The 19,120-nt window shown below is 59.7% G+C and carries 29 protein-coding genes; 17 read left to right on the forward strand and 12 right to left on the reverse strand.

Annotated features, from left to right (window positions below; translation table 11 throughout):
- Nucleotides 1-27: 27 nt before the first annotated feature.
- Complete coding sequence (locus tag ACR0JG_RS02815) at nt 28-1,221, reverse strand: aminotransferase-like domain-containing protein (protein WP_480567462.1); 1,194 nt, start codon at nt 1,219-1,221, stop codon at nt 28-30.
- Nucleotides 1,222-1,372: 151 nt separating this feature from the next.
- Here ACR0JG_RS02815 and ACR0JG_RS02820 point away from each other — a divergent pair, with 151 nt between their 5' ends.
- Entirely contained in the window at nt 1,373-2,143 is a 771-nt protein-coding gene (locus ACR0JG_RS02820) for a FadR/GntR family transcriptional regulator (protein WP_170392644.1), read from the forward strand.
- 81 nt (nt 2,144-2,224) lie between these two features.
- Here ACR0JG_RS02820 and ACR0JG_RS02825 read toward each other — a convergent pair whose 3' ends face one another.
- From ACR0JG_RS02825 to ACR0JG_RS02845, 5 genes are all read right to left on the reverse strand, one after another.
- Nucleotides 2,225-2,785, reverse strand: coding sequence for a F0F1 ATP synthase subunit B (locus tag ACR0JG_RS02825; protein WP_170392645.1), 561 nt, complete (start codon nt 2,783-2,785; stop codon nt 2,225-2,227).
- A gap of 5 nt (nt 2,786-2,790) precedes the next feature.
- On the reverse strand, nt 2,791-3,342 hold the full coding sequence (locus tag ACR0JG_RS02830) for a F0F1 ATP synthase subunit B' (protein ID WP_170402362.1): 552 nt from the start codon (nt 3,340-3,342) through the stop codon (nt 2,791-2,793).
- Nucleotides 3,343-3,428: 86 nt separating this feature from the next.
- Nucleotides 3,429-3,653, reverse strand: coding sequence for a F0F1 ATP synthase subunit C (locus tag ACR0JG_RS02835; protein ID WP_005981269.1), 225 nt, complete (start codon nt 3,651-3,653; stop codon nt 3,429-3,431).
- 48 nt (nt 3,654-3,701) lie between these two features.
- Nucleotides 3,702-4,460 (reverse strand): F0F1 ATP synthase subunit A, encoded by a 759-nt coding sequence (locus ACR0JG_RS02840; RefSeq protein ID WP_170392647.1) that lies wholly within the window; start codon nt 4,458-4,460, stop codon nt 3,702-3,704.
- A 2-nt stretch (nt 4,461-4,462) separates the two neighbouring features.
- Nucleotides 4,463-4,795, reverse strand: a complete 333-nt coding sequence (locus ACR0JG_RS02845; protein WP_170392648.1) for an AtpZ/AtpI family protein — start codon at nt 4,793-4,795, stop codon at nt 4,463-4,465.
- A gap of 231 nt (nt 4,796-5,026) precedes the next feature.
- On the opposite strand from ACR0JG_RS02845, the gene ACR0JG_RS02850 reads away from it, so the two are divergent.
- Nucleotides 5,027-5,359 (forward strand): ArsR/SmtB family transcription factor, encoded by a 333-nt coding sequence (locus ACR0JG_RS02850; RefSeq protein ID WP_170392649.1) that lies wholly within the window; start codon nt 5,027-5,029, stop codon nt 5,357-5,359.
- On the opposite strand, the gene ACR0JG_RS02855 is transcribed toward ACR0JG_RS02850, so the two are convergent.
- The 4 genes from ACR0JG_RS02855 to ACR0JG_RS02870 form a co-directional block, all read right to left on the reverse strand.
- Nucleotides 5,356-5,769 (reverse strand): universal stress protein, encoded by a 414-nt coding sequence (locus ACR0JG_RS02855; protein WP_170402365.1) that lies wholly within the window; start codon nt 5,767-5,769, stop codon nt 5,356-5,358. The two genes, ACR0JG_RS02850 and ACR0JG_RS02855, sit on opposite strands and share 4 nt — an antisense overlap.
- Before the next feature lie 81 nt (nt 5,770-5,850).
- Nucleotides 5,851-6,129 (reverse strand): hypothetical protein, encoded by a 279-nt coding sequence (locus tag ACR0JG_RS02860; protein WP_170425150.1) that lies wholly within the window; start codon nt 6,127-6,129, stop codon nt 5,851-5,853.
- A 57-nt stretch (nt 6,130-6,186) separates the two neighbouring features.
- A complete protein-coding gene (locus ACR0JG_RS02865) occupies nt 6,187-7,098 on the reverse strand; it encodes a DMT family transporter (protein ID WP_170392652.1) in 912 nt (303 codons plus the stop codon).
- On the reverse strand, nt 7,095-7,973 hold the full coding sequence (locus ACR0JG_RS02870; protein ID WP_170609772.1) for a LysR family transcriptional regulator: 879 nt from the start codon (nt 7,971-7,973) through the stop codon (nt 7,095-7,097). The genes ACR0JG_RS02865 and ACR0JG_RS02870 overlap by 4 nt, the downstream gene beginning before the upstream one ends.
- 120 nt (nt 7,974-8,093) lie before the next feature.
- Here ACR0JG_RS02870 and ACR0JG_RS02875 point away from each other — a divergent pair, with 120 nt between their 5' ends.
- Together ACR0JG_RS02875 and ACR0JG_RS02880 are read left to right on the forward strand one after the other, a co-directional pair.
- Complete coding sequence (locus ACR0JG_RS02875; RefSeq protein ID WP_480567463.1) at nt 8,094-8,675, forward strand: FMN-dependent NADH-azoreductase; 582 nt, start codon at nt 8,094-8,096, stop codon at nt 8,673-8,675.
- Nucleotides 8,676-8,739: 64 nt separating this feature from the next.
- On the forward strand, nt 8,740-9,480 hold the full coding sequence (locus ACR0JG_RS02880) for an aspartate/glutamate racemase family protein (RefSeq protein WP_170425141.1): 741 nt from the start codon (nt 8,740-8,742) through the stop codon (nt 9,478-9,480).
- On the opposite strand, the gene ACR0JG_RS02885 is transcribed toward ACR0JG_RS02880, so the two are convergent.
- A complete protein-coding gene (locus tag ACR0JG_RS02885) occupies nt 9,481-10,011 on the reverse strand; it encodes a prolyl-tRNA synthetase associated domain-containing protein (RefSeq protein WP_480567464.1) in 531 nt (176 codons plus the stop codon).
- Nucleotides 10,012-10,100: 89 nt separating this feature from the next.
- On the opposite strand from ACR0JG_RS02885, the gene ACR0JG_RS02890 reads away from it, so the two are divergent.
- From ACR0JG_RS02890 to trmD, 12 genes are all read left to right on the forward strand, one after another.
- Nucleotides 10,101-10,619: a hypothetical protein gene (locus tag ACR0JG_RS02890; protein WP_170818880.1), complete on the forward strand. Its 519-nt coding sequence runs from the start codon at nt 10,101-10,103 to the stop codon at nt 10,617-10,619.
- Between the two features lie 160 nt (nt 10,620-10,779).
- Nucleotides 10,780-12,288: a signal recognition particle protein gene (ffh, locus tag ACR0JG_RS02895; RefSeq protein WP_170402391.1), complete on the forward strand. Its 1,509-nt coding sequence runs from the start codon at nt 10,780-10,782 to the stop codon at nt 12,286-12,288.
- Nucleotides 12,285-12,842, forward strand: coding sequence for a GNAT family N-acetyltransferase (locus ACR0JG_RS02900; protein WP_170733723.1), 558 nt, complete (start codon nt 12,285-12,287; stop codon nt 12,840-12,842). The genes ffh and ACR0JG_RS02900 overlap by 4 nt, the downstream gene beginning before the upstream one ends.
- The gene (locus tag ACR0JG_RS02905; protein WP_170392660.1) at nt 12,839-13,390 is read left to right on the forward strand and encodes a GNAT family N-acetyltransferase; all 552 of its coding nucleotides are present in this window, start codon (nt 12,839-12,841) and stop codon (nt 13,388-13,390) included. The genes ACR0JG_RS02900 and ACR0JG_RS02905 overlap by 4 nt, the downstream gene beginning before the upstream one ends.
- Nucleotides 13,387-13,926 carry a GNAT family N-acetyltransferase gene (locus ACR0JG_RS02910; RefSeq protein ID WP_480567465.1) on the forward strand — a complete coding sequence of 180 codons (540 nt, stop codon included), beginning with the start codon at nt 13,387-13,389 and terminating at the stop codon, nt 13,924-13,926. The genes ACR0JG_RS02905 and ACR0JG_RS02910 overlap by 4 nt, the downstream gene beginning before the upstream one ends.
- Nucleotides 13,923-14,219 carry a chorismate mutase gene (locus tag ACR0JG_RS02915; protein ID WP_170392662.1) on the forward strand — a complete coding sequence of 99 codons (297 nt, stop codon included), beginning with the start codon at nt 13,923-13,925 and terminating at the stop codon, nt 14,217-14,219. Before ACR0JG_RS02910 ends, ACR0JG_RS02915 begins: the two co-directional genes overlap by 4 nt.
- A gap of 42 nt (nt 14,220-14,261) precedes the next feature.
- Nucleotides 14,262-14,651 carry a 30S ribosomal protein S16 gene (gene rpsP, locus ACR0JG_RS02920; RefSeq protein ID WP_010437590.1) on the forward strand — a complete coding sequence of 130 codons (390 nt, stop codon included), beginning with the start codon at nt 14,262-14,264 and terminating at the stop codon, nt 14,649-14,651.
- 12 nt (nt 14,652-14,663) lie between these two features.
- On the forward strand, nt 14,664-15,299 hold the full coding sequence (gene bluB / locus ACR0JG_RS02925) for a 5,6-dimethylbenzimidazole synthase (RefSeq protein ID WP_480567466.1): 636 nt from the start codon (nt 14,664-14,666) through the stop codon (nt 15,297-15,299).
- 2 nt (nt 15,300-15,301) lie between these two features.
- Nucleotides 15,302-15,448: a hypothetical protein gene (locus ACR0JG_RS02930; protein ID WP_170392664.1), complete on the forward strand. Its 147-nt coding sequence runs from the start codon at nt 15,302-15,304 to the stop codon at nt 15,446-15,448.
- On the forward strand, nt 15,441-15,944 hold the full coding sequence (gene rimM, locus ACR0JG_RS02935) for a ribosome maturation factor RimM (protein WP_170475747.1): 504 nt from the start codon (nt 15,441-15,443) through the stop codon (nt 15,942-15,944). Before ACR0JG_RS02930 ends, rimM begins: the two co-directional genes overlap by 8 nt.
- A complete protein-coding gene (locus ACR0JG_RS02940; RefSeq protein WP_170425117.1) occupies nt 15,944-16,759 on the forward strand; it encodes a hypothetical protein in 816 nt (271 codons plus the stop codon). The genes rimM and ACR0JG_RS02940 overlap by 1 nt, the downstream gene beginning before the upstream one ends.
- The gene (gene trmD / locus ACR0JG_RS02945; protein ID WP_480567467.1) at nt 16,756-17,559 is read left to right on the forward strand and encodes a tRNA (guanosine(37)-N1)-methyltransferase TrmD; all 804 of its coding nucleotides are present in this window, start codon (nt 16,756-16,758) and stop codon (nt 17,557-17,559) included. Before ACR0JG_RS02940 ends, trmD begins: the two co-directional genes overlap by 4 nt.
- Nucleotides 17,560-17,561: 2 nt before the next feature.
- On the opposite strand, the gene ACR0JG_RS02950 is transcribed toward trmD, so the two are convergent.
- Nucleotides 17,562-18,362, reverse strand: coding sequence for a glycoside hydrolase family 25 protein (locus ACR0JG_RS02950; RefSeq protein ID WP_170508530.1), 801 nt, complete (start codon nt 18,360-18,362; stop codon nt 17,562-17,564).
- A gap of 370 nt (nt 18,363-18,732) precedes the next feature.
- On the opposite strand from ACR0JG_RS02950, the gene rplS reads away from it, so the two are divergent.
- On the forward strand, nt 18,733-19,116 hold the full coding sequence (gene rplS / locus ACR0JG_RS02955; RefSeq protein WP_170328369.1) for a 50S ribosomal protein L19: 384 nt from the start codon (nt 18,733-18,735) through the stop codon (nt 19,114-19,116).
- Nucleotides 19,117-19,120: the final 4 nt, after the last annotated feature.

Here is a 19,120-nt window from a genome sequence, read left to right on the forward strand (position 1 = left end):
ATATGGTTAATGAAACCTTTCCCCGGTTCAGGCGCGCAACACTTCTCCTAACCGGCGTATACCCTCGCGGATCGTGTTCTCATCCGAGTTGGAAAAACTCAGTCGAATGGTATTGGACCCGGTGTCGTCGGGATAGAAAGCCTGACCAGGGACAAAGGCCAGCTTGACCGTTTCCAGCGCCCTCGCCAGCAGGTCGGCGCCGTTCATTCCCTTGGGCAGAGTGACCCAAATGAACATGCCGCCCTCGGGTCGGGTCCAGTCGACGCCATTGGGCATGTGCTCGTTGAGCGCCTCAAGCATCGCATCGCGGCGCGCGGCATAGGTCTGGCGCAGCATGGGGACATGAGTGTCGAAGCGATCCCGTGCCACCTGATAAACCGCCATCTGGTTGATCGTAGAAGAATGCAGATCAGCCGCCTGTTTCAGCAGCACCAATTGCAAGATCACCGGTTTTGCTGCAACCACCCAACCCAGCCGCAACCCCGGTGAAAGAGTTTTCGAGAAGCTGCCGCAATAGATCGTCCGGCAGTTCTCGATCGATCCCTTGCGCGCCTGTTCTAACGCGAGGATCGGAGGGATCGGATCGCCGTCATAGCGCAGCGCCTGATAGGCTCCGTCCTCGATCACTGCGCAATCCAATTCATCTGCCAGATCGAGCAGCGCCTCCCTGCCCCGCAGATCGACCGTCTCACCAGTCGGATTTGCAAAATCGGCGGAGAGATAAGCGAATTTGATCGGGCTGTTGCCGGCGGCGGCCTGGAATTCGGCAGCCCCACGATTGCCATTGATGCTAAGCTGGTCAAAGCGCGGCTCATAAGCGTCAAACGCATTGAGCGCGCCCAGATATGTGGGCCACCCAACCAACGCAGTATCACCCGGTGACAAGAACAACTTACCCAAGTAATCCAGCGCTTGCTGCGAGCCCGAGGTGATCAGGATGTTGTCAGTGCCGCATGTAACGCCGATCCCACGCATATGGTCGGCCAGCCATTCACGCAGCGGGGCATAGCCCTCGCTGACCGAATATTGCAGCGCCTGCGCCTGTTGATCTGGGCTAAGCGCATTTTGAAACGCTTCGGCGAAAGCCTCTGCTGTAAACAAAGCGGGGTCGGGAATACCGCCTGCGAAGGAAATGATACCGGGCTCGCCCAGCAGTTTCAGCAATTCGCGGATTTCGGAAGCCTTCATCCGTGCGGTTCGGGTGGCGTAGAGCTGATCCATCTTAGGGGGCCTCCTCCGCCCTTGGGACGCAGATTAGGCAATGCGCCTCTTATGTCAATAATTCTGACCTAATGTTTCAACCTCTGTGAGCGACTTGAACGCCCCTTACAAACGTGGTCAAGTGACTTGACCAATTCCAAGTGGTAGCCAGATGCCTTTTCAAAAAGTTCAAACCGAAAAACTGTCACTGGCTGTTGTGCGCCAGATCGAACTGCTGATCCTGCGCGGCATTCTGCGCCCCGGAGAACGCCTGCCCTCGGAACGGGAGCTGGCCGAGCGGATGGGCGTGTCGCGCCCGTCGCTGCGCGAGGCAATCTCGGACCTCCAGGAGCAGGGATTGCTGACTGCCAAGGCCGGATCGGGCATCTATGTGGCCGAGGTGCTGGGCTCGGCCTTCGCGCCGGCTTTGATCCGGTTGTTCGGCAATCACGACGAGGCAGTGTTCGACTATCTCTCATTCCGGCGTGACATGGAGGGTCTAGCGGCTGAGCGTGCCGCCCGCATGGGCTCGGGCAGCGATCTGAAGGTGGTGCAGACCATACTGGACAAGATGGAAGACGCCCACGCCCGCAATGCAGCCGAAGAAGAGGCGCATCTGGACGCCCAGTTCCATATGGCGATCATCGAGGCCAGTCATAACGTGGTGATGCTGCATATGATGCGGTCGATGTTCGATCTGCTGCGGCAGGGCGTATTCTACAACCGACAGATCATGTTCCAGCAACGCACCACCCGCGACGCAATTCTGGACCAGCACCGCGCCATCAACACAGCCCTGCAGGACCGCGACCCGAAAGGGGCACGGAAGGCGGTCGAAGATCATCTGAACTTTGTCAAAAGCTGCATGGCCGATCAGCAGAAGGCCCTGCGCAATGAAGAGATCGCGCAACAGCGTTTGAAGCACGAGACTGGAGAGGTCTGATCCTTCAAACTGGAAGCCACGAAAAGAAAAAACCCGAGAGCCTGAAGCCCTCGGGTTTTTCAAATCATATGATCCAGGCGATCAGTGTAGCTTTTCACCCACATCCGCGATGGATGCATCGATCAGCTTGTTCGCCTGCGTTGCGGTCATCTGTTTGGCCAGCACGGCGTTGGCTGCCGAAACCGCTACGGTGATGGCCTGATCGCGGACTTCCTTGACGGCAGATGCCTCGGCGGATGCGATCTGATCCTGCGCTGCCGCGAGACGGCGCGCGATGGATTTTTCCAGATCGACCTTAGCCTGTTCAGCTGCCAGAACCGCGTCTTCCTTGGCCGCGGCAACGATAGCTTCGGCCTGACCCTGAACTTCGCGCTGCTTGCGCTCGTACGAGGCCAACAGGCTGCGTGCTTCTTCATGCAGGGCGCGGGCTTCGTCCAGCTCGGCTTGAATACCTTCGGCGCGATTGTCCAGCGCACCGCCGATCATACCGGGGACCTTGAAGTAGAACAGGACCGCGATAAAGACGATGAAGCCCAGAGTGACGACAAAGTCAGTGTTGGCAAGCGAGAAGAACGGGCCGCTTGCGGCCAGCGCGGGGCTGGCGGCACCAACGGTCAGGATAAGGGCAAGAGTGTTCCGCATGTCACTTATCCTTTCGTCTGCGCATCTACTGCACTGTTGATGGCTTTGGCATCCGCCTCGCCGCCCAGTGCTGTGACCAGTTCAGCCGCCGTATCCTTGGCAACCACTTGAATGCTTTCCAGCGCACCTGCACGGATTTCGGCAATTGCCTTTTCCGATTCAGCCGCCTTTGCAGCGATTTCCGCATCCGCCTTGGCAATCGCGTCATCCAGACCGGCCTGGATTTCGGCGCGGGCTTCCGCTGCGATACGCTGAGCCTCAGAACGGGCATCGGCCAGCGCTTTGTTATAGGCCTCTTCGGCCTCGACCGCTTTGGCCTTCAGATCTTCGGCCGCAGCCAGGTCATTTGTAATGGTCCCCTGGCGTTCAGCCAGGATTGCCGCGATGCGGGGCAGAGCCACGCGGGACAGGACCAGAAAGATGACGACCAGCGTGATGACCAGCCAGAAAATCTGGTTGGGGAACCAATCGAAGCAGAGCTGCGGCATCCCGACGGCGTAGCCGCTGGAATCAACGCATGTGCCTACTACTTCTTCAGCAATGGGTTCAGTCGCCATGATGTCCTCCGTCGGAACGTTGTCTTTACAACAGATGGGCCGCTATGGCTTGGGCCCATCTGCGCGTAAGGATCAGGTTCCGCAGATTATACGGCGAACATCAGCAGCAGCGAGACCAGGAATGCGAAGATGCCCAGCGCTTCTGCGAACGCGATACCGATGAACAGGGTTGCGGTCTGCGAAGCAGCCGCCGAAGGGTTGCGCAGGGCGCCGGCCAGGAAGTTGCCTGCAACGTTGCCCACCCCGATTGCGGCTGCGCCGGAACCGATTGCTGCCAGGCCTGCGCCGATGTGTGCGAGATCGCCTTCCATGAGAATTCTCCTTACGATTTGGAAGTTTCGATGTTGGGGGTTCGGACCTTAGTGCGACGGATGCAGCGCATCTTTCAGATACACACAGGTCAGAATGGTGAAGACGTAGGCCTGAATGAAGGACACGAGGACCTCAAGGCCATACATTGCGGTGATCGCCAGAACCGACACAGGCGAGATCACGGCAATCGCGGCAAAGCCTGCGAACACCTTGATAACCGCGTGGCCTGCCATGACGTTACCGGCAAGACGAATGGAGTGGCTGACCGGGCGCACGAAGTACGAAATCAGCTCAATAATCGCCAGAACAGGGCGCAGCGCCAGCGGCGCGCTGGAGACCCAGAACAAGCCCAGGAACGCAGCGCCGTTCTTGACGAAACCCAAAACGGTCACGGTTAGGAACACGGCCAGCGCCAGCGGGATGGTCACGGCGAAATGCGATGTGGTGGTGAAGGACATGGGCAACATGCCCAGGAAGTTCGCGCAAACGATGAACATGAACAGGGTCATGACATAGGGGAAGTACTTTACGCCTTCCTTGCCGCAGATGTCTTCCAGCATCTTGTAGATGAAACCATAGGCCAGCTCGGCCACCGACTGCATCCGCGTCGGAACAATGGCGCGCTTGGACGTGCTGAGAACCAGCAGGGCAAAGATCGCCGCAATCGCCAGGAACAGCCACAGGGTCACGTTGGTGGGCGTGTACCAGGCAATCGCACCGTCGCCGAACAACGGCTTGACGATAAACTGGTCCATTGGATGGAAAGCCAGGCTGCTGCCTTTTTCTGCGGTGGTCTCGGTTGCCACGTTCAGTCCCTCTCGTCCTTCTCGGTCGCGCTTGCGGCCGCTTGTTTCTCTTGAACCTCTTTCGCGCTGCGGAGCATAACCTTCACGCCCGCGACAAGGCCCAGCAATGTGAACAGCACCAGAAAGATCGGGATCGTCCCGAGCAGGCTGTCCAGCCCGTATCCGATGCCAAATCCGATCCCCAGACCGGAAACCATTTCGATGACCATCCTCCAGGCAAGCTCGCCTCCGGATACGTCAGCATCCGCACGAGGTTTCGGCGCTTTGGCCTTTTTCGCCGCTTCGATCTTGGCCTCCAGCTGCGCCATACGCTGCTTTTGGTCATCTTCGGTCACGGGCGTTTCCCTCGCACAGTCTTGGGTAGGGTGCTAAGGGGCTGAGAGCGCAGAGTCAACGGCAATGAAGCCGCAGCATAAACGTCGCTATGTATATGATTTTTATATTAAAATCACAGACCGCGTGAAACCTGCCGATGGCGTATAGTTCGCTGACCGGGCGGATAAGCCTGAATCCGCATATTCAACCAAATGGTTGACCAAACTCACAGGCTATGGTTCAGCGGAACCATGTCCAACGACCTCGACACTGTCTTCGCAGCCCTCGCCGATCCCACCCGCCGTGCCATCTTAGCGATGCTGCTGGAAGATGACATGGCCGTCACCGACGTGGCCGAACCGTTCGAAATGTCGCTGGCCGCGATTTCAAAGCATCTGGTGATCCTGACCAAAGCAGGTCTGATTTCTCAGGAAAAACGCGGACGGGTGAAGTGGTGCAAACTAGAACCCGACGCGCTTCGTGCGGCCTCGGTTTGGATGCAGGGGTTCGGACAGTTCGAACCGGTCAATCTGGATGCGTTCGAGCGGTTTCTTGAAGTTGAACTGCCCCCGGATGAGGCCTAACGCACAACTAAGACCGACATGCTGGCGTGTTTGGCCAGATATCCCGCGTGGCTGGACAGGATATAGTCTGTGATCCGGGGTGCGTGGGTTCCCACAACAATCAGATCGGCCCCCATTTCCTCTGCTGCGTGGGTCAGGTCCTTGTCGATCTCGACCGCGACATCAACCGAATGAATGTTGCGTGTGTCCACCTGCGCCCCGCTTTGCATCGCGATTTCATTGGCGCATGTCAGCAATTCTTGTTTGATCGCGTCTGTTGTCAGGTGGCTATCCCCAGGCTGCGGGCCGGTGACGCTGACGATGGTCACTTTGGCGCCCTGCCATTTGGCCAATTGCGCGGCAACCTCGGTGGCTTTCTTGACCTCGGGCGGCAAGTGCAGGTCGACCGGGACCATGATGTGTTTGAACATATTGGCGTCCTCCTGATCCTGAGATATGTCGACCCGGGCGGTTCGCCAGTCTGACCCGTCGGGACGATCCAAACGGCAGGCTCAGCCCTCGCGGCTATATTCCACCCCGGTCACAACCCCCGTTGGGTCGGCACGACAGAGCCACGGAGCCTCGGCCCCTGCCACGAATACGCTGGTGACCGAGCCTGTCGGGCTGGACTGGGTCGACATCGCTTTGACACCATCAGGCCCTGTGCCGGTTTCGGCGCCCACCAGAGCTTCGCAGCTGGCTTGCAGGTCCGCCTCTGCAGCGTCTTTCGCGCCACCGGGGGCACAGGCGGACAGCGCCAGCAATGCGGGAATAAGTGACATTGTTTTCATGGCCCAGCTCCTTGGTGGTGACAGGCAGGCTGCCACATCAGGTAGAAATCACAAGCTTCAATTCGAGCGCACCGGAGTGTTTGCAGGCGCGTCTTCTCCTTTCAGCAGCAACAACAGCGCAACAGCGGTGAGCCCGGCACCAACCAAAACCAATGCCGTCGGCGCAGGACGTCCCAGGGCGATTTCCCACAGGATCACCCAGCTGGGCGTCAGGTAAGTGTAGGCCATGACCTTTGCCGCGGGCAAACGCAGGGCTGCAAACTGAACCAGTACAAAACTGGCGGCGGTCGCAAACAACGAGATATAAAGCAGCGTCACCCAGACAATCCCGGGAAGGTTGCCCCAATCTACTGCACGGATATCGGACCAGCCCCAGACCGTCAGGATCAAACACCCCGCAACCAACGTACCGAAGGTGAACACCACCGCAGGCTCGCCCCGGTTCAATCGCCGTATCATCGGCGTATAGACGGCGTGCGCGGCGCAACCCCAGAAATAGATGATCTCGCCGCCTCCGATCTCGAAGACCTGAAAGGCTTGCCAATCCGCTCTGAAGATCACCCACAGCGCACCGACCGCACCGACCGTCAGGGCCAGCGCCATGCGTGGGGTGGTGATCTGGCGCAGCAGCACCCACCCGGCCAGCGCCGACATGACCGGGGTCAGCGTAAAGACCGCCGCCGCGCTGACCGGGGGAGCGGTTTTCAATCCGTAAAACATCAGGACAAAGTAGGCTCCGAACAATCCGCCAAGCACCAGATAGCGCCATGGTGCCCGAGCCGCGCTGCGCGGAATGCCCGTTGTGGCAATCGCAGCGATGCCGATCACAACCGCCGCAATCGCAAAGCGCGCTGCCGTGATCGCCGACGGTGCGATCTCATTTGCCGCCATTGAGCCAAGCGAGAAACTGCCCGCCACCAAAGCCGAGAATGTCAGCATGGCCAGATGGCCGCGCGCCTGCGGTGTCACGGCAGCCAGCCCTTGGATTGATCTTTCAGGAAGGATAGAAAAGCCTGCACCTTAGTGGTCCGGTGCAGATCCACATGAGTCACCAGCCACAGCTTGCCAGACCACTCGGGCAACGGTGCCATCACCTCGACCAGATCGGGATCGCGCGCGGCCTCCCAACGGGCCATAAAGCCGATGCCTGCACCGGCCAGAACAGCCTCTCGCATACAGAAATTATTGGTGCAGCGGAAAGTGATCGCCTGCTCCGGCGCGTTGGCACGCAGCCAGCGGGAAAACGGCGCGCGGCTGTTTTCATCATCATTGCCCACGAAGTAGTGATTGGCGAAATCTGCAACGTTTGCAGGTTTGCCGTGGCGCGCGAGATAGGCCTTGCTAGCGAATAGTCCGACCTCTTGTGGAATGAACGGCTGCACCACATTGTCCGGTTGATCCGGCGCGGCCCCGGCGCGGATCGCCACATGCGCCTCGCCATATTCCAACCGGAACAGGCGGTCGCCGGTCAGATAGCGCACGATCAATCCCGGGTGGGTCTGCTGGAACTCGGTCAGCGTCGGTACGATGAGCGGGGCCAGTGAGGCCAGTGAGGTGACCACGATCTCGCCCGAGACATCGTCTCCGCGCCCCTTCATGCGACCGACCAACTGGTTGAACTGATCTTCGGTTGCCTGCGCGACCCGCAACAGGTCCTCACCCGCTTCGGTTGGTGTGTACCCACGCGCGTGACGCTGGAATAGTTTGACGCCCAGCCGCGCCTCGATCGCATCGATATGGCGGATCACGGTGGCGTGGTGCACACCCAGCACATCCGCCGCGCCGCTGACCGTTCCCATGCGCGCCACCTGATAGGCGGTTCTCACTTCATCCCAATTGTCCATTGCATCTGATCCAATGTGCAAATTCTAACAATGCTTGTTGATATATCCGAGTTTTGTTCATGCACGCAACAGCCATATTGGGGCAACAGAAGGTAATTCCGCAACAAAGGACACCCCGAAATGACCAAAACCATCCTGCATATCGACGCCTCGGCCCGCCGCACTGGATCTGCCACCCGCGATCTGTCCGACCGCGTGGTTCGCCACTTGAACGCCGGGCGTATCATCCGCCGCGATCTGGCCACCCCCCTGCCCCTGCTGACCGAGGACTGGATCGGCGCCAATTTCACCCCCGCCGACCAGCGTGACGCGGTACAGAAAGACCTGCTGGCCCTGTCGGACGAATTGGTGTCCGAGTTGCAAAAGGCCGACACGATCGTCATCGGCCTGCCAATCTACAACTTCTCAGTTCCCGCCGCGTTCAAGGCCTGGATTGATCTGGTCGCCCGTGCCGGTCTGACATTCTCCTATACCGAAGAAGGACCGAAAGGTCTGCTGGAAGGCAAACGCGCCATCCTTGCTGTTGCATCGGGCGGTACGGCGGTGGGCTCCGAGATCGACTTTGCCACCACCTATGCGCGGCATGTTCTGGGCTTCATCGGCATCCATGATGTCGAGGTCATCGCCGCAGATCGCATGGCACTGGACCCCGAAACAACCCTGTCCAATGCGCAGAAAGCTGTCACCAAGCTGGCAGCCTGATTGACCTGACCCCCTTGAACCGTCCAGTCTGCGCCGAGGCAAATCGGCAGACTGGACGGTTCACATGAAAAAGATTGGAATATTGGGTGGTGTTGGCTGGGCCTCAACTGTCGACTACTACCGGGCGATCGCTGAAGGCGCGGGTCGGTATTTTGCTGAACGCGGCCACGGATCGCCGCTGCCCATCCCACCCATGACCATCGAATCCGTCACCCAAGCCAAAACCCGCGCCTTGCGCGGCGTGGCCGGTGACGAAGACAGCTGGGCCGCTTTCGACGCGGTGTTCCGCGAAGCACTGCTGACTTTGGAACACGCAGGCTGCGATTTCGGCATCATCGCCTCCAATACGCCACACGCGCGGCTTCACGCGATCCGCGAAGGCGTCTCCATGCCTATTCTCAGCATTTTTGACGCAACCGCCGACGCGACCGCCTCGACCGGCGCCACCAATGCTTTGGTCCTTGGAACCGCAGTCACCATGCGGGCCACAAACTATGCCGACCGGCTGGCCGCCGAGGGTATCACGGCAAACACACGCCTGCCCGAGCCCGAGATCGCCGAGATGCAGGCGATGATCGACAGTGATTTCTACGGCGGCGCATCCGACACCGCACATGCGCGCCTGCTGGCCTTCTGCAACAAACACGCCACACCCGGAACCGCGATCTTGCTGGCCTGTACCGAGTTGCCTCTGGCCTTCCCCGATCATCTGGACGATCCGGTGTTCGAGGCGGACGGTCACCTGTTCGTCAACCCCTCCGCCGCCCATGTCGCTGCCGCTTTGAACGAAGCGCTTGAAGGGTGATCACGGCAGCCAGTTTATCTCGCACCCGATCTTATCAAAGAACACCATCAGGTCTTCGCGCGACAAAACGACGGTTCGGTCGTTGACCAAAGGGTGCATGTTGATGACATCGGCCTGTTGCGCGGCGGCGTCCATGAAGAACTTAACGTTGTTCTCAACGCCGTTGATCATCGCCAGCGGACTGACCGCGCCAGGGCGGATGCCGAGGTTCTGGAACAGCCGATCCGCCGAGCCGAAGGACAGGTTGCCAACCCCCAACTCCGCGCCCAGCGCCTTGAGGTCGATCTCGCGGCTCTGTTCCAGCGTCATTAGATAATTCCGCTTTTTCTTGTCGCGCAGATACAGGTTCTTGAGCCGCAATGTGTTTTCACCCGGCACCATGAACTGGCCTTCCACCCCCTTTGCATCCTCAACCGTGCGCAGCGGGATATGAGTATGCAACCGATGGGGCAGCCCCCATTCATCCAACTGCGCCAAAAGCGCATCCGAGCTGAGCGGCAACGTATCCTGAAAGACAGATGATGCGTCCATGGGAACCTCCTCGTATGGCGCGCTCATCGCCCAACCGACAGGTAAATTCAAGCCACGACAGGCGCGGCATTCGGTGCTAGCGTGCCGCCATGAAAGTCACGCGCAACACTCCGAGCCAACTGATCCTGTCCAATACGCCATGGTTCATCGGCATCACGCTGGTTTTCTTCATTCTGGCATTTGTCGGCGCGGGCGTCTTCTTGGCCAGTGAAGGTGGCGAGGGTATCTTGTTCGGCATTTTCTTCGCACTATTCGGCGGAGGCATGGGTTTTGGTGCATTTTGCGCCTTTGTCCGGCGCGTGCAGGTCATACTGGATCGCAATAATAACAGCATCCTGATCCGCAGACAGTCAGTCTTTGGATATGATGCCGTGGAACATGAGCTCTCGCACCTCTCGCACGCGGAAACCGAAAGCACGACCTCACGTAGCGACAATGGCACATCGACCCTCTATCGCCCTGTCCTGATACTGGATGAAGGCATGAGCGCCGGACGGCATCCCATTGTCGAGGCTTATTCCAGCGGGCGCGGCGCGCATCGGCTGGTTGATGCGATCAATGACTGGCTTCCGGCGCGCAAGGTTGACTCTGCCAGCCAATCGGCCTAAGTCGCCACCAACATCCGGAAGCGCTTGATCTTCCGGTCCCTTGAGTCGTTCAGGGATCGCCCCCCACCAGCGAGTTTCGCCCGTGGGGGCGTTTGTGCATTTAACCGACGCGTCCTATCTAGGGCACGCCACCAGATAACCGGCTAAGGAGGCCGAAGGCATGTTTGAAAATCTATCCGAACGCCTTTCCGGCGTCTTTGACCGGCTGACCAAACAGGGTGCCCTGTCTGAAGAAGACGTGAAAACCGCCCTGCGCGAAGTCCGCGTTGCCCTGCTTGAGGCCGACGTCTCGCTGCCGGTGGCGCGCGAGTTCGTCAAGAAAGTACAGGAACAGGCGACCGGTCAAGCTGTCACCAAATCGATCACGCCCGGCCAGCAGGTCGTCAAGATCGTGCACGACGCGTTGGTTGATACACTGCGTGGCGAAGAAGACCCCGGCGCGCTGAAGATCGACAACCCGCCTGCCCCGATCCTGATGGTCGGCCTGCAGGGTTCCGGTAAGACAACCACCACCGGTAAGCTGGCGAAACGCCTGAAAGAGAAAGAGGGCAAGAAGGTCCTGATGGCCTCGCTCGACGTCTATCGCCCAGCGGCGATGGATCAGCTTGCGGTTCTGGGCACGCAGGTTGGTGTAGATACGCTGCCGATCGTACCCGGTCAGACGCCGGTTGATATCGCCAAGCGCGCCAAGCAACAGGCAACGCTCGGCGGCTATGACGTCTATATGCTCGACACCGCGGGTCGTCTGCATATCGACGAAGTCCTGATGGACGAGGTCGAGCAGGTTCGTAACGTGGTCGACCCGCGCGAGACGCTGCTGGTGGTCGACGGCCTGACCGGTCAGGTCGCTGTTGAAGTGGCCGAAGAGTTTGATGCCAAGGTCGGCATCTCGGGCGTGGTCCTGACCCGGATGGACGGTGACGGACGTGGCGGTGCGGCGCTGTCGATGCGCGCAGTCACCGGCAAGCCGATCCGCTTTGTTGGTCTGGGCGAGAAGATGGACGCGCTCGAAACCTTCGAGCCGGACCGGATCGCGGGGCGTATTCTGGGCATGGGCGACATCGTCGCTCTGGTCGAAAAGGCCCAGGAAACGATGGAGATGGAACAGACCGAGCGCATGATGAAGCGCATGGTCAAAGGTCAGTTCAACATGAACGACCTGAAAATGCAGCTGGAGCAGATGATCCAGATGGGCGGCATGCAGGGCATGATGGGTATGATGCCGGGCATGAACAAGATGGCCAAGCAGATGGATCAGGCCGGTCTGGACGATAAAATCCTGCGCCAGCAAATCGCGCTGATCCAGTCGATGACCAAACGCGAACGCGCCAACCCGCAACTGCTGCAAGCCAGCCGCAAGAAACGCATCGCCGCCGGTTCGGGTATGGAGGTCAGCGACCTCAACAAGCTGCTCAAGATGCACCGGCAGATGTCCGACATGATGAAAAAGATGGGCAAGATGGGCAAAGGCAAGATGCTGAAACAGGCCATGAAAGGCATGTTCGGCAAAGGTGGCCCAAGCCCCGAGGAAATGGCTGCGGGCATGGACCCCAAGGCGCTGGAACAAGCCGCCAAAGCGATGGGCGGTAAGATGCCCGGCGGTCTGCCCGGACTGGGTGGCGGCATGGGCCTGCCCCCGGGGTTGAGCGGTTTTGGAAAGAAAAAGTGACGTCAGCACGCTGCACCCAGCCCCCGTCCGGAAAGGCGGCGATGGCAGCAGCGCAGTATCGCGCGGCCCTGCCGGTCATTGAGACCCGGCGGCTGGTTCTGCGTGCACCCACTCTGGACGACCTGCCGGTGTGGACATCGATCTGCAAGGACAGCTTTGGCGATACCGAGCAAGACGCCTGGACTGAGTTTTCCTACTACACATCAGGCTGGCTTTTGCATGGTCACGGCTTGTTCACCGTCACGTTTAAAGACGATGATCAGGTCATTGGCTTCGTCATTCTGGGCCTCGAATGGGACGATCACGAGCCCGAGCTTGGCTATATGTTTGATAGCAAGTTCCGCATGCAAGGTTACGCGACCGAAGCGTGCAGCGCCGTTCGCGATTTTGGGCTTGATCTGCTCGGATCCGGCCAGTTCGTAAGCTACGTTTCGCAGTCCAACGCTCGTTCGAACGCATTGGCACAGCGTCTGGGTGCAACGCGCGACGCCGTTGCCGAAAGCGCCTTTGGTCCAACACAGCATGTCTGGCGATACGGCGAGGTGCAGGCATGACACTTGCCATGGCCATACCAACGCTGGAAACCGAACGCCTGATCATGCGGGCCCCCTGCGAGGCCGATTTTGAGGCTGAGGCAGAGTTTTTTGCCAGCGACGCCTCGAAATTCGTCGGCGGCCCGAAACGCCCGGATGAGACATGGCGCGCTGTTGCGATGCTGTTAGGCCACTGGGCGATGCGGGGATATGGCTTCTGGGGTGTCGAGGAAAAAGACACGGGCACCTATGTAGGCCATGTTGGCTTGTGGAACCCGCATAGCTGGCCCGAGCCCGAAATTGGCTGGACCCTGATGAACCACGCCACCGGCAAGGGTTATGCGACCGAAGCGGCACTGGCTGCACGTGCACATGCCTATGACGTGCTGGGCTGGGAAACCGCAATCTCGCTGATCGATCCGGATAATCTGGGCAGCAAGGCTGTCGCGGAACGGCTGGGCGCGCAGTTCGAATATATGTTCGAACACCCGGCTTTCGGGGCGATGCAGGTCTGGCGTCATTCTGCGCCTGCCGATCTGGTAAACGGTGGCGTGGAGGCATACGCATGACCTCGTTCACTATACCCACCGTCGAAACCGATCGCCTGATCCTTCGCGCGCCGCATCTGGACGATCTTCCTGCGATGACCGCGTTCTACGCGACCGAGCGCAGCCATATGGTTGGTGGTCCCAAGGACGCGCTTGGAAGCTGGAGCTCTCTTTCGAACAGATTGGGTCATTGGGCGCTGCGCGGTTATGGTCTGTGGCATTTGACTGAAAAGACCAGCGGCGCATTCGTGGGATGGGCAGGCATGATCTACGTACCCGGCTGGGCGGAGCCCGAGCTGGGCTGGACGCTGATGGCCGAGGCCGAAGGCAAAGGTCTGGGCTTTGAGGCCGCCGCGGCTGCACGCGACTATGCAGCGCAGCATCAGGGGCTGAACGGTGTGATTTCTTACATCGCCCATGCCAATGATCGCTCGCGCGCGCTGGCCGAACGGCTGGGCGCAACGCTGGAGATTGAGAGAGCCGAACTTTTGGGCAAACACGCCCAGATCTGGCGTCATCCGCAGATTGATTTGACCACCGAAAGGACCGGCCAATGAACAACCCCGTGACACAGGCCGCGGCGCTGTTGAAAGACCATCGCGAAAGCATCGACCGGCTGGATGCGATCCTTGTCTACACGCTAGGAGAGCGGTTCAAGCACACGCAGGCTGTTGGCAAGCTCAAGGCCGCACACGACCTTCCCCCGTCCGATCCTTCGCGCGAAGCCGCGCAGATCGCACGGTTAGAAGACCTGGCGAAAGAGGCCGATCTGGACCCCGATTTCGCCAAGGCTTTTCTGAATTTCATCATTCAGGAAGTCATCCGACACCACAAGAAACACCAGAACTAAGCCGGTCTATCACCGGATACGCCATTCAAAGGAGATACCACCATGGCAATGAAAATTCGTCTCGCCCGCGGCGGCTCGAAAAAACGTCCCTTCTATCGCATCGTTGCGGCTGACAGCCGCATGCCGCGCGACGGCCGTTTCATCGAGAAACTGGGCACCTACAACCCGCTGCTGCCGAAAGACAGCGAAGAGCGCGTGAAAATGAACATGGAGCGCATCCAGTACTGGCTGGATCAGGGCGCACAGCCCACCGACCGGATCGCACGCATGCTGGAAGCTGCTGGCGCACGCGACAAGGCCGAGCGCAACAACCCCAACAAGGGTACTCCGGGCAAGAAAGCTCAGGAACGCGCGGAAGAGAAAGCTGCCAAGGCTGCTGAAGCTGCCGAAGCGGCGGCTGCACCGGCTGAAGAAGCTGCTGCAGAAGAATAAGCAGTCGGGCGCGTGCAGGATCAGGCCTTTTCCGACGATTTTCGCACGCAGTTCGATCTGTTGATGCGGCTCCGGCGTGATGTGCGCCGGTTCCGCACGGATGCAATTGACGAGGCAGTGCTTGCGCGCTGCCTCGACGCGTTTCGGCTGGCCCCTTCGGTTGGGCTGAGCGAACCCTGGCGCGTGATCCGCGTCGAAACTCAGGCCGCGCGTGACGCGGCGTTGAAGAATTTCCAAGCCGCAAACGAACAGGCGCTGAGCGGGTATTCCGGCGAAAAGGCGCAGCTGTACAGCCAGTTGAAACTGACCGGGATGAAAGAAGCCCCGGTGCAATTGGCCGTGTTCTGCGACGATGCCACCGACAAAGGCCAAGGTCTGGGCGCGGGCACTATGCCCGAGATGCGGCGCTATTCTGTGGTCTCAGCCATCACCCTGTTCTGGCTTGCCTTACGGGCAGAAGGGCTGGGGCTGGGTTGGGTCTCGATCCTCGACCCGGACCAGATGGTGCGCGATCTGGATGTCCCCGAGGACTGGCGGTTGATCGGATATTTCTGCTTGGGCTGGCCCGAGGCCCAATCCGATACGCCGGAACTGGAGCAGGTCGGCTGGGAATGCAGAGACACCTCTCTGCCCATCGAGGTGCGCTAGACATGTTCGGATTGTTACGGCTTCCCATCCTGCTGGCGATCGCCTTTATTGTGGGCGTATTCTTCGAGCGCTCGAACCAGCGCGAGGCGTGCGAGGTGATCGGGCAATGGCGGGACGGGCTATGTGTGACGGATGGTCGAAATGAGTGATCTGATCTGCGTGGGCAGCATCGCGGGCTCGTATGGGGTGCGCGGCGAGGTGCGGCTGAAAAGCTTCTGCGCCGTTCCTGAGGATATCGAAGGCTATTCGCCGCTGACCGATGAGACCGGCAAAGAGCGCTATCCGGTGGTCCTGACCCGCGCGATCAAGAACGGCTTTGCCGCCCGGCTGGGTGGGGTTGAAACCAAGGAAGCGGCAGATGCTCTGAACGGCCTGCGCCTTTATGCGCGACGTGATCAATTGCCTTCGCTGCCGGATGATGAGTTTTACCACACCGACCTTATCGGGCTTGAGGTTTATGACACCGGCGGCACGCTGCTGGGCCGAGTGAAATCGGTGCAAAATCACGGTGCGGCGGATCTGTTGGAACTGCATGGGCCGGGCTTAAAGGCCACCGTGCTGCTGCCGTTTACACTCGAATCCGTTCCGACCGTTGATCTGGACAAGGGCCGCATCATCGCTGATCCGCCCGAGGGCCTGCTGTAATGCGCCGCGTGTTGCTGCATCTGGGTCTGCACAAGACCGGGACGACGGCGGCACAGTCCTTTCTGTTCGAAAACCGCTCACTGATCTGGCCGCACCATGCGTTGGTCCTGCCCTATCGGACCCGCAAAACCGGCTTGTCCGAAGCAGCCACACGCTATTCCGTCTACGGCACCCCCGGCGCGATGAGCGATTTCAAGGATCAGATGCGGCACTTTCTGAATTCGCTGGAATTCGGCCAGAAACGTGGGCTGGTTCTGAGCGAAGAGAATTTCTCGGGCCTGCGCCCCAGCCGCAATGTCGCGGTGGGATATGAGGCCGCGCCCGAGCTCGCCTCGTGCCTTGTCGGCCTGATCCGCGACCGGTTTGCCGGGGAAGAGGTGCATATCACGATCTACTACTCGCTGCGCCAACGGGGAAGCTGGCTACGCAGCCTGTGGGCGCATGATCTGCAACGATCGCGCCTGATTCAGGATTTTGAGACCTTTCGCGCCCGGCTTGAACCGGTGCCGTCGCCTCAGATTGCTGCTGCGGCTGTGCGCGACCGTTTGCCCTCGGTCTCGGTCCGCACCGAATGGCTGGAAGACCTGCAGGGCCAGCGACATGGGCTTGGAAGCACTTTTGCTGAATTCCTTGACCTGCCTGCGGACAAAGCCGCCGAATTGGTAGGCCCGACCCGATCAAACCCACGCCTGCCCGAGGATGTCTTGCAGCAGATGCTGGAAATGAACCGATCCGATCTGGACGATGCTGCGCTGATCGATCAAAAGACGGCTTTGGTTCAAAGCACCCAGAATGATCTGATCGGCTCGAGATGACAGATAAACCCGGAAAGTCCCATGGCCGCAAAGCCATCCGTCCAACGTTGAAGCCGCGCGAGTTGATGACGCCGACGCCCGATCTGCACGGGGTGTGGAAGGCCAAGATCATCACGTTGTTCCCATCTGCCTTCCCCGGTGTTCTGGGCGAAAGCCTGACCGGCAAGGCCCTGCAAGAAGGGCTATGGCAGTTGGAAACTGTGGATTTGCGCCAATTCGGGATCGGCAAGCACCGCAATGTGGATGACACCCCGGCGGGCGGCGGTGCAGGCATGGTCCTGCGTGCCGATGTGCTGGGTGAGGCCATTGAGCATACGATGGCGGGCATCCGGGGCAACTGGCCGTTGATCTACCTCAGCCCGCGTGGGCGTCGGATGGATCAGAAAATGATGCAAAACCTGGCTCGCTGCGATGGCATGACCCTGTTATGTGGTCGTTTCGAAGGCGTCGATGAGCGCGTGCTGGAGCATTACGGCGTGCAGGAGGTCAGCCTTGGCGATTTTGTCATGACCGGTGGTGAGATCGCGGCGCAGGCGCTGATCGATTCGACTGTGCGGCTGATCCCCGGTGTGCTGGGCAATCAGGCCTCAGCCGAGGAAGAAAGCTTTTCGTCGGGCCTGCTGGAACATCCGCAATACACCCGCCCCGCCGACTGGAAAGGCCGCCCGATCCCCGAGATCCTGATGTCAGGCCACCATGGACGCATTGCGGATTGGCGTCATGAAATGTCGGAACAGATCACCCGCGAACGGCGGCCCGATCTGTGGGACGCCTATCGAAAATCAGAAGATAAGGGCTAAGACTAACGGGTTGCCTTCCACAACGCCCAGGTTTCCGGCGTGCCATTGAAGGTGTTGATGTCCACCTTACCCTGAACCCCCGGCACCAGCCCGGTGCCGGTGTATTGCCAGAACCGCCAGACCGAGCCTGGATAAACGTTGCGCGGGTGGCCCGCGACCGAGCGCAGCCAGAACTCAGTTTTGGGAAGTCGTCCGATATCGGTGTCGCCGTAGAAATCTACCGTCGTGTAGACAATCGGGCGTCGGCCATAGTGGCGCTCGAGAATATCAAGGAACCGCTGCGCCTCGGCCCGAACGGTTCGGCCATCAGGGCGCAGGGTGCAGGTTTTGGAATGAGGCGTCCATTCCATATCCAGCACATGCGGCAGGTCGGCCCCTTTGGGCACGTTCTGGATGAACCAACGCGCCTGTTCATGGGCCGGACGGCAGAAATAGTAATAGTGATAGGCCCCCCACGGCACTCCGGCAGCTTGTGCGCCGCGTCGGTGCTCGTCGAACATCGGGTCGGTAAAATCTCCGCCCTCGGTGGCTTTGATGAAGGCAAAGCTGACACCGTTCTTCTGTGCGGTGCGCCAATCAATCGGCCCCTGCCAACGCGAGACATCCAGCCCGTGCACGGGGTACTGGCCGGGGTGGCGACCTTCCCACGGGTGCGGGTCAGCGTCACCAAAGGCGGGGTAGATGATCGAAGGCGGGGTCGTGTCCGCGAAGGCCTGCGGCTCAACCGCCTGAGGTTGCGGGCCGCGGCGACCACATGAGACAATTGCAAGCGCCATAACGGCCAGCAGAAGTGCTTTGCGCATCTTATGATCCTGTATCAAATATCTGCTCTTATAATTAATCCCAGAATGCCTGATCTGGTTAACAAGGCAACGGTGGATTTGACGGGTGGCAAAAACTCACCTGTTTCACCAAGAATAAGGCTTGATCCCCGCCCGCAAAGCCCGTAAAGCAGCGCAATCCGGTGTGGCGTTATGCGACTCCGGTGTTTTGGTTTGCATCCTGACGTGACGCCCAGCTTTCTTCGGCACCGGCGCGACAGGGCGGACCGGACCAAAAGGAACATTCGATCTGACCTCTGGCGGGCTGTGCGCAGGACCCGGTGAAGACCAAGAGCTCTCAGGCCGTGCCCAAACTTCGTGGACCAACCACGAGCAGATAGGAGTAACTGCGATGGACCTGATCGCACAGCTTGAGGCGGAACAGATTGCCGCCCTGGGGAAAGACATCCCCGATTTCAAAGCCGGTGACACCATCCGTGTCGGCTTTAAAGTGACCGAAGGGTCGCGTACCCGTGTGCAGAACTATGAAGGCGTCTGCATCGCGCGCAAAGGTGGCAGCGGCATCGCCGGTTCGTTCACCGTTCGCAAGATTTCGTTTGGCGAAGGCGTGGAGCGTGTGTTCCCGCTGCATTCGACCAATATCGACAGCATCACCGTTGTCCGCCGTGGCCGCGTTCGTCGCGCCAAACTTTACTACCTGCGCTCGCGCCGTGGTAAATCCGCGCGTATCGCAGAAGTCACCAACTACAAGCCCAAGGCTGGCGCCGAGGCGTAAGGAG

The organism is Ruegeria sp. AD5 (assembly GCF_056542345.1).

Bases quoted from the DNA above. Each gene is read 5' to 3' on its own strand.
- ACR0JG_RS02815 (WP_480567462.1), bottom strand. From the start codon at position 1,221: ATGGATCAGCTCTACGCCACCCGAACCGCACGGATGAAGGCTTCCGAA.
- ACR0JG_RS02820 (WP_170392644.1), top strand. From the start codon at position 1,373: ATGCCTTTTCAAAAAGTTCAAACCGAAAAACTGTCACTGGCTGTTGTG.
- ACR0JG_RS02825 (WP_170392645.1), bottom strand. From the start codon at position 2,785: ATGCGGAACACTCTTGCCCTTATCCTGACCGTTGGTGCCGCCAGCCCC.
- ACR0JG_RS02830 (WP_170402362.1), bottom strand. From the start codon at position 3,342: ATGGCGACTGAACCCATTGCTGAAGAAGTAGTAGGCACATGCGTTGAT.
- ACR0JG_RS02835 (WP_005981269.1), bottom strand. From the start codon at position 3,653: ATGGAAGGCGATCTCGCACACATCGGCGCAGGCCTGGCAGCAATCGGT.
- ACR0JG_RS02850 (WP_170392649.1), top strand. From the start codon at position 5,027: ATGTCCAACGACCTCGACACTGTCTTCGCAGCCCTCGCCGATCCCACC.
- ACR0JG_RS02855 (WP_170402365.1), bottom strand. From the start codon at position 5,769: ATGTTCAAACACATCATGGTCCCGGTCGACCTGCACTTGCCGCCCGAG.
- ACR0JG_RS02860 (WP_170425150.1), bottom strand. From the start codon at position 6,129: ATGAAAACAATGTCACTTATTCCCGCATTGCTGGCGCTGTCCGCCTGT.
- ACR0JG_RS02870 (WP_170609772.1), bottom strand. From the start codon at position 7,973: ATGGACAATTGGGATGAAGTGAGAACCGCCTATCAGGTGGCGCGCATG.
- ACR0JG_RS02875 (WP_480567463.1), top strand. From the start codon at position 8,094: ATGACCAAAACCATCCTGCATATCGACGCCTCGGCCCGCCGCACTGGA.
- ACR0JG_RS02880 (WP_170425141.1), top strand. From the start codon at position 8,740: ATGAAAAAGATTGGAATATTGGGTGGTGTTGGCTGGGCCTCAACTGTC.
- ACR0JG_RS02885 (WP_480567464.1), bottom strand. From the start codon at position 10,011: ATGGACGCATCATCTGTCTTTCAGGATACGTTGCCGCTCAGCTCGGAT.
- ACR0JG_RS02890 (WP_170818880.1), top strand. From the start codon at position 10,101: ATGAAAGTCACGCGCAACACTCCGAGCCAACTGATCCTGTCCAATACG.
- ffh (WP_170402391.1), top strand. From the start codon at position 10,780: ATGTTTGAAAATCTATCCGAACGCCTTTCCGGCGTCTTTGACCGGCTG.
- ACR0JG_RS02905 (WP_170392660.1), top strand. From the start codon at position 12,839: ATGACACTTGCCATGGCCATACCAACGCTGGAAACCGAACGCCTGATC.
- ACR0JG_RS02910 (WP_480567465.1), top strand. From the start codon at position 13,387: ATGACCTCGTTCACTATACCCACCGTCGAAACCGATCGCCTGATCCTT.
- ACR0JG_RS02915 (WP_170392662.1), top strand. From the start codon at position 13,923: ATGAACAACCCCGTGACACAGGCCGCGGCGCTGTTGAAAGACCATCGC.
- rpsP (WP_010437590.1), top strand. From the start codon at position 14,262: ATGGCAATGAAAATTCGTCTCGCCCGCGGCGGCTCGAAAAAACGTCCC.
- ACR0JG_RS02930 (WP_170392664.1), top strand. From the start codon at position 15,302: ATGTTCGGATTGTTACGGCTTCCCATCCTGCTGGCGATCGCCTTTATT.
- rimM (WP_170475747.1), top strand. From the start codon at position 15,441: ATGAGTGATCTGATCTGCGTGGGCAGCATCGCGGGCTCGTATGGGGTG.
- ACR0JG_RS02940 (WP_170425117.1), top strand. From the start codon at position 15,944: ATGCGCCGCGTGTTGCTGCATCTGGGTCTGCACAAGACCGGGACGACG.
- trmD (WP_480567467.1), top strand. From the start codon at position 16,756: ATGACAGATAAACCCGGAAAGTCCCATGGCCGCAAAGCCATCCGTCCA.
- ACR0JG_RS02950 (WP_170508530.1), bottom strand. From the start codon at position 18,362: ATGCGCAAAGCACTTCTGCTGGCCGTTATGGCGCTTGCAATTGTCTCA.
- rplS (WP_170328369.1), top strand. From the start codon at position 18,733: ATGGACCTGATCGCACAGCTTGAGGCGGAACAGATTGCCGCCCTGGGG.